Origin of the sequence: Cobetia sp. 14N.309.X.WAT.E.A4 (assembly GCF_030397495.1) — a bacterium.
Classification (GTDB): Bacteria; Pseudomonadota; Gammaproteobacteria; order Pseudomonadales; family Halomonadaceae; genus Cobetia; species Cobetia marina.
Genome location: NZ_JAPNXT010000007.1, coordinates 140,596 through 153,178, shown reverse-complemented (window position 1 = coordinate 153,178; position 12,583 = coordinate 140,596). Strand labels below are relative to the sequence as shown.

Annotated in this window: 7 protein-coding genes; 4 read left to right on the top strand and 3 right to left on the bottom strand. The window is 62.8% G+C overall.

Annotated elements, in window-relative coordinates; all coding sequences use genetic code 11:
* Nucleotides 1–23 precede the first annotated feature (23 nt).
* The 4 genes from OW493_RS11405 to OW493_RS11390 all read left to right on the top strand — a co-directional run bounded on the left by OW493_RS11405 (nucleotide 24) and on the right by OW493_RS11390 (nucleotide 5,461).
* Complete coding sequence (locus tag OW493_RS11405) at nucleotides 24–1,334, top strand: imelysin family protein (protein ID WP_136937889.1); 1,311 nt, start codon at nucleotides 24–26, stop codon at nucleotides 1,332–1,334.
* A 206-nt stretch (nucleotides 1,335–1,540) separates the two neighbouring features.
* The gene (locus OW493_RS11400) at nucleotides 1,541–3,013 is read left to right on the top strand and encodes a di-heme oxidoredictase family protein (RefSeq protein ID WP_084208779.1); all 1,473 of its coding nucleotides are present in this window, start codon (nucleotides 1,541–1,543) and stop codon (nucleotides 3,011–3,013) included.
* An 86-nt stretch (nucleotides 3,014–3,099) separates the two neighbouring features.
* Nucleotides 3,100–4,257 (top strand): imelysin family protein, encoded by a 1,158-nt coding sequence (locus OW493_RS11395; protein ID WP_289864247.1) that lies wholly within the window; start codon nucleotides 3,100–3,102, stop codon nucleotides 4,255–4,257.
* Nucleotides 4,258–4,273: 16 nt separating this feature from the next.
* Nucleotides 4,274–5,461, top strand: a complete 1,188-nt coding sequence (locus OW493_RS11390; RefSeq protein ID WP_289864246.1) for a DUF1513 domain-containing protein — start codon at nucleotides 4,274–4,276, stop codon at nucleotides 5,459–5,461.
* Between the two features lie 136 nt (nucleotides 5,462–5,597).
* Here OW493_RS11390 and OW493_RS11385 read toward each other — a convergent pair whose 3' ends face one another.
* The 3 genes from OW493_RS11385 to OW493_RS11375 form a co-directional block, all read right to left on the bottom strand.
* Complete coding sequence (locus OW493_RS11385; RefSeq protein WP_289864245.1) at nucleotides 5,598–7,661, bottom strand: TonB-dependent siderophore receptor; 2,064 nt, start codon at nucleotides 7,659–7,661, stop codon at nucleotides 5,598–5,600.
* Between the two features lie 348 nt (nucleotides 7,662–8,009).
* Nucleotides 8,010–9,767, bottom strand: a complete 1,758-nt coding sequence (locus OW493_RS11380) for a multidrug ABC transporter permease/ATP-binding protein (protein WP_176493226.1) — start codon at nucleotides 9,765–9,767, stop codon at nucleotides 8,010–8,012.
* A 260-nt stretch (nucleotides 9,768–10,027) separates the two neighbouring features.
* Nucleotides 10,028–12,445: a DNA polymerase II gene (locus OW493_RS11375; RefSeq protein WP_289864244.1), complete on the bottom strand. Its 2,418-nt coding sequence runs from the start codon at nucleotides 12,443–12,445 to the stop codon at nucleotides 10,028–10,030.
* Between the last annotated feature and the right edge of the window lie 138 nt (nucleotides 12,446–12,583).

Below are 12,583 nucleotides of genomic sequence, written 5' to 3'. Positions count from 1 at the left end.
AAAAGACTGTTCAAGGGAACCTCATGTCCGCACATTTCCGCCCTATCGCTCGCAAGCCGCTGGCTGCCGCCATCGCGCTCTCCGTGGCACTGATCGGCTCTGCCGCCCAGGCGCATGAAGGCCATGCACACGATGATCGCAAGGTGAGCGCTGAAGCCGTCGTTGACCAGTACGCCAACGTGGCCCATGCCACCTACAGCGATGCCCTGGCCAGCGCCAATGCCCTGCGCGCCGCCAACGCCGCGCTGATCGAAGCCCCGTCCGAGGCGACGCTTGCCGCGGCTCGCACTGCCTGGAAACAGGCGCGCGTGGCGTATCAGCAGAGTGAAGTCTTCCGCTTCGGCAATGCCATCGTCGATGACTGGGAAGGTCAGCTGAATGCCTGGCCGCTGGATGAAGGCCTGATCGACTACGTCGAAGGCGACGGCTATCAGGCGGAACTGGGCAACCCGGGCGCCAGCGCCAACATCATCGCCAACGACAGCGTGCAGATCGGTGCCGACAAGATCGACACTACCGAGATCACCCCGGAGCTGCTGGCCTCCCTGAACGAGCTGGGCGGATTCGAGGCCAACGTGGCCAGCGGCTACCACGCCATCGAATTCCTGCTCTGGGGCCAGGACATGCATGGCTTCGAGTCTGGCGCAGGCGAGCGTCCGGCGTCGGACTATGCCAAGGGAGAGGACTGCACCGGCGGCAACTGTGACCGCCGTGGCGCCTACCTGCTGGCGGCCAACGACCTGCTGATCAATGACCTGGAATACATGGTCGGCCAGTGGGCACAAGGCGACAAGGACAATTATCGCGCCGAGCTGACCTCCCTGCCGGCCGGTGAAGGCCTCGAGAAGATGCTGTTCGGCATGGGCTCCCTGTCACTGGGCGAGCTGGCCGGTGAGCGCATGAAGGTCGCGCTGGAAGCCAATTCCTTCGAGGACGAGCACGACTGCTTCTCCGACAACACCCACTACTCGCACTTCTACAATGCCAAGGGCATCCAGAACGTCTATGAAGGCACGTACGTGACGCTGGATGGCCGTACCTTCGAAGGCCCGTCATTGCACGCACTCGTCGCCCAGAATGACCCGGAGCTGGCCGAGAAGATGCACGAGGCGCTGGACACCACCATGGGCCAGCTGCAGGTGATGGTCGATACGGCAGACGCCGAAGACGGCATGAAGTTTGATCAGATGATCGCCCCGGGCAATGCCGAGGGCGCCGAGATCATCAATGCCAGCATCGAAGACCTGGTCGCGCAGACGCGCCTGATCGAAGAGATTGCCAACGACGTCGGCATCAGCGGACTGAAGGCCGATACCGCGGATCACGAATTCTAGGCACTCACCCGAGATTGCCAGGCCATGGGCGGTGATGAAACCGCCCATGGCCGCGCAGCCCCCTCGCCCGAACCTGTCTCGTACAGGTTCGGGCGTTGATGCTTTCGTGCCAGCATTTTATGCGCGCCTGCTAATTCTTCAGAGTGCCTTGCCCGAAGGCCACTGATGGACTCGCAGCCTGACCGCGCAAGCCAGGACCTACATCGATGCCACACGTCATTCCGAAACACCCGATCCTTCACGCGTTGTCGCTTGCCATCGCACTGACCGCCCTGCCCCAGGGCGTGGCACAGGCCGCCCAGACACCGCTGACCGTCAGCGCCTATCTGGCCGCATTGCCACTGCAGGACACCGCGAAGAGTGGTGGCGAGGGCAGCGTGCGCAAGCACGATACCAATGCCTATTCCCTGCCGGCCAAGAACCTGAGCTTCGATCAACGTCTGTCCTTCAGCGTCGGCAACAGCTTCTTCAAGAGCCCCTGGGTGATCGCGCCCGCCAGCACCACCGCTCGCGATGGCCTCGGCCCGCTGTTCAACACCAATGCCTGCCAGAACTGCCACGTCAAGGATGGTCGCGGCAGTCTGCCGGCCGAGGGCGATCCCTCGGTGGGCCTCTTCCTGCGCCTGGGCATGCCGGACAGCCACGAGGACAGCTGGAGCGATGAGGAGCGTGAATTCCGCCGCATCGCTGGAGTGATGCCGCACCCCGTCTATGGCACTCAGCTGCAGAATGCCGCGGTGCCCGGTATCGAGCGCGAAGGCCGCATGCAGGTCGTCCATGAAGAGATGCCCGTCCCGTTGGCGGATGGAGAGGTCGTTCTGCTGCGCAAACCGCGCTATTCCCTGGTCGAGGCTGGCTTCGGCGACCCTGGCCCCATTGCACTCTCACCGCGCCTTGCCCCGGGCATGGTAGGCCTCGGGCTGCTCGAGGCGGTCAGCGAGGAGACCTTGCTCGAGTGGGCCGACCCGCAGGATGCGGATGGCGATGGCATCAGCGGCCGCGCCAATACCGTCTGGTCACTGACCGAGCAGCACGAGGTCATGGGGCGTTTTGGCTGGAAGGCCGGCCAACCCGACGTTCGCCAGCAAAGCGCCAAGGCGTTCGCCGGCGACATGGGCCTGACATCGAATCTGGTCAGCTCCACCGATTGCACGCCGGTCCAGAAATGCGCAGACCTGCCCAACGGGGGCACCATCGAGGTGGAAGACAACGTCATGGACAATGTGGCGTTCTATTCGCGCAATCTCGCCGTACCGACACGGCGTGACCTCGATGACCCGACGGTGCGCGAAGGCGAGCAACTGTTCCGGGAGCTTGAATGCGCCAGCTGCCACCGACCACGCCTGACGACCGCGTCTGGTGGTGTGGCCGCCCAACTGGCTGACCAGACGATCTGGCCCTACAGCGACATGCTGCTGCATGACATGGGCGATGGCCTGTCAGATGATCGCCGCGAATTCGAGGCGACCGGCAATGAGTGGCGCACGCCGCCACTCTGGGGGATCGGCCTGGCGCAGACGGTCAATCCCGCGACGGGCTTCCTGCATGATGGACGCGCCCGCACCCTGCTTGAAGCCGTGCTCTGGCATGGCGGGGAAGCCAGGGCCAGTCGAGACAAGGTCGTGGCGTTGCCGACTGACCAGCGGCAGGCGCTGCTGCGCTTCCTGGAATCGCTCTGATCTCCACTCAGCCCCTACCCGCCAGCCGACTCTGGCACGCCCCCGACTTTCGCCTGGCGTGCCGTTCTGACAAGGAATCCCGCGACATGTCCCGTGACACCTTCACCACTGCTGCCATCCCGATGAAACCTTTCACGCGCAAGCCCTCGCCCCTGGCGCTGATGACCTCCGCCATGACCCTGCTGGGCGCCGCACTGCTGTCGACGAGCACACTGGCGGCATCGGACTCTTCTAGCGCCAACACCACCAGCGCGGACGCCGTCAGCCAGTTTGCCGCTGACACTTTGAGCGAAGCCCACCAGCAGCTCGCCAACCGCCTGACGCAGCTCTCGCAGCACAGCCAGGCGTTCTGCTCCGCCGAGGGTGACGTGACGCTCGAGACGCTCAAGGAGGATTGGCGCAGCGCCATGCTGGGTCTGAATCAGGTCAACTGGGTCGAGATGGGGCCCATCCTGCAGAATTCTCGCCAATGGCAACTGTATTTCTGGCCGGACAAGAAGGACCTGGTGTCAGGCAAGACACGTGCCCTGCTCGCTGGCGATGCCCCGATCACGGCCGACGGCCTGGCGGAGCAATCCATCGTCATGCAGGGGCTGGGCAGTGTGGAATTTCAACTGTTCGATGCCCGCTATGCCGACTCGCCCCTCACCGCCAACACGCGGCGGTGTGAGCTGATGACGGCCAACACCGCCTACGCCGCCAGCACCGGCAAGACGTTGCTCGAAGAGTGGCAGCAGTTCGCGCCACAACTGGCCGATGGCACTGGCGCCTTCAGCGATCCACGTGACGCCGTGCTTTCCCTGGTACGCGCGATGACCGTGCAGCTTGAGGCCATCAAGGACCGCAAGCTGCGCCGCCCGATCGGGCTCGACAACGGCGGCACGGCCAACCCCTACGCGGCAGAGTCCTGGCGTGGCGGTATGGGGCTTGCCAACATCGGGGCGACGCTTGCGATGATGGAGACGCTCTGGCTCGGCAATGACGAGGTCGCAGGCGTTCAGGGCTACCTGAATCAGCAGGTCGACCCGCGCATGGTGGCCTCCACCACCGGAGACTTTGCCGATGCGCGTGACGCCTTCGCCGCCCTGCCGGCGGATCTTGCTGGCATGTTGCGCGACGACCCGCGCAATGGCGATCTGCAGCAGGCCATGATCCACCTCGAGACCCTGCAGGCAGGCTTCGCTGACACGCTCAACCCGGCACTCGGCCTGTCTCTGGGCTTCAACAGTACCGATGGCGATTGATTCGGGAGTGAAGCACGTGAGCAAGACAGGACATGGCATGCTGGATACCCATCCAACGGAGGCACGTCAGCGCCGGCGACTGCTCAAGGCATTGGCCTGCACCCCGCTGCTGGGGTTACCCGGCGGCAGGGTCCTGGCGGGTGGCAACAATGCCGCCAGTGCTCGAGGCCATGTGCCAGCCGGGGTGGCCATCTCGGCCTGTGACGATGACACGGGGCAGCACTTTGCCAGCTGTACCAGTTACCAGGGACAGGAGCGCTGGCGTCAGCCCATCAAGGAACGCGCCCATGGCGCCACCCGCCATCCTCACAAGCCCTGGGCGCTGATCTTCGCCCGGCGCCCCGGCACCGAAATCAATGTCTTCGATCTCGAGACCGGTGAGCGGATCACGCGCATCGAAGCCGCGCCGGACCGCCACTTCTATGGGCATGGCGTGTTCAGCCCGGATGGCGGTCTGCTCTACACCACCGAGAACGCCATCACCTCCGGGGAAGGCCGTATCGGGATCTACGACATGCATCGCGACTTCGCGCGACTCGGCGAGTTCGCCAGTGGCGGGATCGGCCCGCATGAGGTCCGTCTGCATCCGGACGGTCGGCAGCTGATCATCGCCAATGGCGGAATTCTCACGCGCCCGGAGACCGGTCGCGTGAAGCTCAATCTGGAGTCGATGCAGTCCAATCTGACGCTGCTGGATCGCGTCTCGGGCGAGATTCACTGGCAAGGCGAACCATCGCATCATCAGCTGTCATTGCGTCATCTGGATGTCAGCCGCGATGGCACCATCGTCGCGGGGTATCAGTATCAGGGACCTGCCTCGGACCATCACCCCCTGGTGGTGATGAAACGCCCCGCCAGCGAGACCTTGCAGGAATTGCCGCTACCGCTGGAATACGTCCCTCAGTTCAAGCAGTACATCGCGAGCATCGCCATCGCCCCCGAGGGTCACCTGGCGGTGGCCACTGCCCCCCGGGGCAACCTGATCACGCTGTGGAACCTCGAGACCGGCGAGCTTGAGACGACACTGGACTTCGCCGACTGTGCGGGGGCGCTGGCAGTACCGGCCACTCAGGAGACTCCCGCGGGGTTCGTGGTCAGCAATGGTCGCGGAGAATGGCTGCTGATCGATGAGGACGGGCTGCCGGCGCTGGGGCCGGTGCGCCTGGCCAATACCCACTGGGACAACCATCTGGCGTTGATGTAGACGGCGCATCACGGGATGACCACTGCTCCAGGTCGCGGGCGAGAGTGTGGCACGCGGCAGGAAACGACAACGCCCCGCAGGCGGATGCCTGCGGGGCGTTGTCGTTCAAAAGGACATGATACAAAGGCGCAAGGAATCAGAAGCGATAGCTCAGACTGCCAATGATGCTGCGGGATTCCCCGTAGTAGCACCAGTAGCTGCAGCTGGCGACATATTCCTTGTCGGTGAGGTTGCTGACATTGACCTGAGCGCTCAGCTCGCGGGTGAAGTCATACCCGACCATCGCATCGAACAGCAGATAGTCGGACACGGTGGTATCCCCATCCACCGATTCACCGACATAACGGGCCCCCGCCCCCAGACGCAGGCCCTCCAGAGTGCCACTTTCGAAGGCGTAATCCAGCCAGCTGGAAGCCTGGTGGCGCGGTATCAGCGGCGCACGCACATCGTCTTCCAGACGCGCATCGGTATAGGTATACGCCGAGGTCAGCTTGAGGTGGTCCGTCAGGTAACCGACCATTTCCAGCTCGAAGCCACGCGATTGGCGCTCGCCCTCCTGCACCTGAAAACCACCGCTGGTAACCAGCGTATTGTCTTCGGTGAGGTCAAAGACAGCCGCCGTCACATAGCCATCCCAGCCGGCGGGCTGATACTTGGCGCCCAGCTCCCACTGGCGACCTTGGCGGGGCTCGTAGAGAGAACCACCATCATCGGTCGCGCTGATCGGCTCGAAGGATTCGGTATAGCTCAGATAGGGATTGAGACCGAAATCGCTCAGGTACATCACCCCGCCCGACCAGCTGATCTCGTCATCATCAGAACGCTGGTCTTGGTTTTCTGCGTCACTGGCATTCACGGTCTCGGCCTGGTCGTAACGTACCCCCGCCAGCAGTACCCACTTGTCGTCGATGCGCAGCTGATCCTGCACGTAGAGGCCGATCTGCTCCTTGTCGATATCACGCCGCGTGATCTGGTCATCGCTCAAGGCGGTGTAATTGCCGTATTGCGGGTCAAACAGATCGATCGGATCGCCGAAGGCATAGTCATCCGCTTCCTTGCCCGACAGGCTCAGATTCTGATAATCCACGCCCAGCAGCAAGGTGTTCTCGGTGCGCTCGCCATACCACTTGCCGATGGCCCGATTGTCGACGGTATAGCTGTCGATGGTGCCCTCGCGGTACAGCAGCCCCCGCTGTCCCTCGCGCGCCGAGGACTGATAGAGGATGTAACTGCTGATCAGGTCGAGATCCAGCTGGCTATAGCGGAAATCCTGCTCCAGCGCCCAGGTGTCGTTCAGCTGGTGGCGCAGCTCATACCCCAGGGAGGTCTGGGTACGCTCATCCTTGTCATACCCCGGTTCGCTGTAGTTGGTCTGCGGGTCCACCTTGCCAAACGGCGTATCATCATGGGTGCCATAGGCCAGCTTGAAGGCATTGGTGGGGACGCCATCATCCTTCTGGAGGCTGGCGAGCAGCGTCAGCTGGGTTGCCTCCGAGATGTCCCAGGTCAGACTCGGCGCGAAGTAGTAGCGCTCGTTCTCGGTATGATCCAGATCCCCATCACGTTCGCGGTACAGCCCGACCAGACGATAGCGCACATCCCCGTACTCGCTCAGATACCCACTGGTATCGAGCCCCGTCTGGCGCAGACCGCGATTGCCGACCTGAATCTGAATCTCGCTCTGCGGCTCATCGGTGGGGCGCTTGCTGATGGCGTTGATCAACCCGCCGGGAGGCGCCTCACCATAGAGGATGGAGGAAGGCCCCTTGAACAGATCGACCCGCTCCAGGCCCCAGGTCTCCGGCAACCACTGATAGAAGCCTTCACGGTAGATGCGCAGGCCATCCTGATAGGTGGATTGATCAAAGCCACGCACCTTGAACCAGTCGGTATTGTTGTCGGACCCATAATGGCCAGACAGGACGCCGGCACGGTAACGGAAGGTTTCATCGAGCTGCTGGACGTTGCGCGTGTCGAGCTCTTCGCGATTGACCGTCGAGACCGGACGCGGCGTCTCCACCAGTGGCGCATCGACTTTCAGTGCCGTGCCGACCACGACCATGGTGTCATCGGTCTCGGCGGCCAGCACGCTGGCCGACTGTGACAGGAGCCCTGCCGCGATGCAGAGCCGTATGGCATGCGACAGAGGGGCGAGTGCCGGCCGGACAGGTGTCTGCCGTGATGTTGAATGTCTGGACATGTCGTGTTCCCTTGCAACGATCGTTGTGTGGTCAATCTCCCCTTCCGTCTCGTGGCGTCTCTCACTGGCACGCTCATGGCGAATACGGAATGGAATCAGGATGATTCGTATTCATCTAATGTGAATCGCGGTGACACACCGTTCTGCATGCACCAGCATGCAATCCCGAAAATGGCGCGTCTGACCGACTGCAGCACCCCGAGGGCGATTCACGCTGCAGCCGGGCATCATCCCTGATAGATCACATGAGACCGCCTCCGGGGCTCACGTCCTGCCACTGCCTGTCTGGTGATGTCGGAGGAAATGAGCGACCGCGGCCGCCCCCGCCGCCAGCCCGAACGGGTTGTTTCAGGCTTCATCCAGACGCGCGACGGCATCCTGGCTGATGCGATCACGCTGGGCGCCCGACAACTCCTGCAACGTGCCGGCGCGCATCTCGAACAACCTGTCTGCCTGCGCGAAATAATGATCATCGTGACTGATGGCGAAGACCGTCTTGCCCATCTCGCGCAGACGCGGCAACAGATCGCGATAGAAGATACGGCGGAACTGCGGGTCCTGATCTGCCGCCCATTCATCCAACAACACGATGTCGCGACGCTCTGCCACGGCCATCAACAGCGCCAGTCGCTTGCGCTGCCCTTGAGACAGCTCGGTGTTGATCACACGGTTCTCCTCGAGCACCAGCTTCTCGCGCATCTGCAGGTAGTCGATCCATTGTGCGATCAATGCCGGATCTGCCGGCTCACCGGTCGGACCCAGCAGGCGATCGAACTGATGGAAGTCAGTGAAGACCGCCGAGAACTGCTGACGCCAGGCTTCCCGCTCGTCTTCCCCTATCGGGTGCCCGTCCCGCAGAAGTGAGCCTGATGTCGGCCGATAGAGGCCGGTCAAGAGCTTGGCCAGGGTCGACTTGCCGCTGCCATTGCCACCGATCAGGAAGACCAGCTCTCCACGCCTGAGGGTAAGATCCAGCGGGCCGACGCAGAAGGGCTGCGCGTCGTTGTGCGCAATGTCCTGTCCCAGGGTCTCGCGGCCGGCGTAGCGGAAACAGACTCCCTGCAGACTCAGGGTCTGCCAGTCAGACCCGGCCGACGTGTCTGCGGCTGACGCATGTCCCTGCGGCGGTGCATCTTGAGGAGACGCGAAATCGGCGTTGACCGGTGCCAATGCCAGCTTGCGCAGCTTGGCAAAGGCCACATCCGCCCCCAGCAGAGTCGGCAATGCCCCCACGGCCTGGATCAAGGGCGTGCGCAGAAACAGCAGCGTCAGGGAAAAGGTCGCGGCGACTTCACCACTGGCCCAGCCCAGGCCATTGGCCAGATAGAAGACGATGCCGATGGCGCCGAGCATCATGATGTTGGAGAAGTTGACGGCGCTCAGGTGGTAGGTATCCGCGCGCACGACGTGATGGCGATACTCACGGGCATTGACGCTATAGCGGGTGTCGAAATAGTCACGCGCACGGGGTCGATTGAGCGCCAGCTCCTTGCGCCCATCGATGACCGCCTCATAGTCGGCGTACAGGCGACTCTCCGCTTCACGCACCTCGGCCAGGTGGCGATAGACTCGCGTGACCAGCCAGCTGCCCCCCATGATGGTCAAGGTCACCCAGATGGCGGTGACCAGCATCATGCCGGGGGATAGCCAGCCAAGATAGAACACGGCCCCCAGAGTCAGCACGATGCCCTGCACCAGTTCCGGCAGGCGCACGAACGCCAGGGTGATGTTGCGGATGTCACTCGACAGACTCGCCAGCAGGTTGGCACTGCCCAGCTGCTCGAGCCGCTCGATATCGGTATCGAGGATCTGCTTGACCAGACGCCCGCGCAGTCCGTGCACGAAATGATGCCCCAGCGTCGTCAACGCCAGTTGTGCCCCCAGGGTGATCGCCAGCAACAGCAATATCAGCCCGAGAAACTCCGGAAGCACCCCGACATGGGCCGCAAGCCCCTCGTCCAGGGGGACGGTGGCAGAATGCGCGATGAGTCGCTGGTTGATATAGGCAATGACACCGATTCCCAGCCCTGCACTGACAAGGCTCAGAAAGATCACACCAAGAAAGGACCAGCGATAATGGGCAAGAACCACTTTCAGTAACGTCACACCTGCTCCCGGGCACCATGGCAATCAGACCGCCACCAGAAGGCGGCGACGCAGCTCATGTGACTGCGCCGACAGGAATCTTACGGCGCGCATACTTTAATGCAAGAAATAATGAGAAATATTATCACTACGAAATGACAGCGGTAGGTGCCGTCGTGCGATCCCGCTCTCTGCACCTGTCCCCGCGAGGACTGCCCCCGCGAGGACCGCCCCCGCTCATGGCGCTCGGCGGTCACGGGCCACTCAAGTGGCCGTGAGTCTCACCATAGCGTCATCTGGCGATCCAGCAGACGATCGAAATCATCCTTCACGAACGGAAGAATGCCATCGGCAACGGGCTTGAGCTGACGACTCAGATAATGCTCCACATCGATGGGAGAGCGCAGGTATTCGACAGGCTCCGGCCCGGCAGTGGTCATCACGTAGCGAATCCAGCCGCCACGCTGGTAACGCAACGGCAGGCCGCGCCTGCGATTCTCGTCATCCGCCAGACGCGCTGCCCGCACATGCGGGGGCACGTTGCGCTGATAGTCATCCAGACGTCGCCGCAGGCGCTTGCGATAGATCAGCGCATCCACGTCAGAGTGGCTGTCAGTCCCTTGAACATGGCGCTGCAGAGACTCCTGCACGTAGCGCTTGAGATACTCCTGGTAGGGGCTTCCCTCGAAGATGCGTCGGTACAGGCCTTGCTGGAAACGCTTGGCCAGCGGCGTCCAGTCGGAGCGCACGGACTCGAGCCCCTTGAACACCAGCTCGCTCTCACCTCCCTCACTCGTCTGCCGGAGGCCTGCATAGCGCTTCTTGCTGCCCTCCTCTGCTCCCCGGATGGTGGGCATCAGAAAACGCTGATAATGGGTCTCGAACTGGAGCTCCAGAGCACTGTCGAGCCCCAGACTGTCCTTGAGATGCCGCTGCCACCAGGCGGTGACATGGGCGGCCAGTTCACGGCCGATCTCACCGGCCTCCTCCTCCGTGTACGCCTCGCCAAGCCAGACGAAGGTGGAGTCGGTGTCACCGTAGATCACGGTGTAGCCGCGTGCTTCGATCAACGCCACCGTCTGCTGGATGATCTGATGGCCACGCCGTGTGATCGAGGAGGCCAGACGCGGGTCGAAGAATCGGCAACCGCGTGAGCCCAGCACGCCATAGAAGGCGTTCATGATGATCTTGAGCGCTTGCGTCAGCGGCACATCGCCTGCCGCCCGGGCGGCGTCCCGCGCCTGCCATATCTCCGCGACGATGGCGGGCAGACAATGCTTGTCACGCGAGAACCGCGCACCGAGAAACCCCGGGACGCTTTGGCCCAACGACACATCCTCCGACTCACGCAACCCTTCGATGAGCCCCAGTGGGTCGATCAGGAAGGTCCGGATGATCGAGGGATACAGACTTTTGAAATCCAGCACCAGTACCGAGTCGTAGAGTCCGGGCTGGGAGTCCATCACGAAGCCGCCGGGACTGTCCTCCCCCACCACATCTCCCAGATTGGGCGCGACCTTGCCGAGTCGATGCAGGCGCGGCAGATAAAGGTGGGTGAAGGCCGCCACCGAGCCACCGCTGCGGTCGGCGTCAAGTCCGGTGACACTGGCCCGCGCCAGCAGAAATTCCATCAGCCGCGTCTGCTCGAAGATATGCGTGACCAGCTCGCAATCCTTGAGGTTGTAGCGCGCCAGCGACGGCTTGTCCTCGGCGAACATGCGCAGGATCTCGTCCAGACGGGAATAGGGATCATCGATGGCCTTGCCTTCCTGCAACAGCTCACGCGAGACATTCTCGAGGCTGAACGACTCGAAATGCCAGAAGGCCGACTTGAGCGCCTCGATGCCGTCCACCACCCACCGGCCGGGAATCTCGGCGAAATAGTGCTCCGCCTGACGCGAATGCGCTCGCCACTGCATCGTGCTGCCATCGCGCCCCAGGCGCAGAGGCAGATTCTCGGCCTCCGAGAGCCGCACCAACATGCGCAGATCGAACTGGATGACATTCCAGCCGATGATGACGTCCGGATCGTGGCGTGCCACCCAGTCGATCAGGCACTGCAGCAATTCACGCCGGCTGTCCCGATACTCGAGCCCGAAATCGCATCGGGCAGTCGTCTCACCGTTCGCCGGGCCCAGCATGTAGACCTGACGCTGGCCGCAGCCTTCAAGCGCGATGGAATACAGGTTGCCCCGGGCATCGGTCTCGATGTCCAGCGATGCCCAGCGCAGGGGGGGACGGAAGCTGTCAAGCGGCATGAGGCGTGCATTGTGCAGACTGCCATCGGCGTGACGCTCACCACGCGCCGTGACGCCCGCCGTGATGAAACGCTCCATCAGATAGCGATCAGGCGGACGGACATCCGCCTCATAGACGTCGACACCGATCGCTTTCAAACGACGTGCCAGCTGCCCCAACGTGCGGTATTCGCGACAGTAAAGCCCTACCACCGGACGATGATGAAAGTCTTCCAGTGCCAACGGACGCAACTCGGCCCCGGGCTGGAAGCGGACCAGAGTCTGCGCCAGCACCTGCTGTTCAGCTGGCAGGAAAGCGACCACCTCCTGGGGCTGAGTCTGGACTCGCATCCCGCCATCCTCGGTGCGAATCCAGACGCTGATCACGACACCTTCCGGCGTATCCCGCCAGTGTCGCGTCATCACGAAGCCCTGATGAGCCGTGGTGGGAGTCGCTTTCACGCCTGTATCCGGCTCGAGGTCATCCTGGCGAGTGGACGGTTGGGGGGAACCTGACGATACGGCCTCTGGCACTGCAATACCCTTACGTTGAATATACGAATGCCGAGCGGGATGAGATCAAGACGCGACTGCATCCCC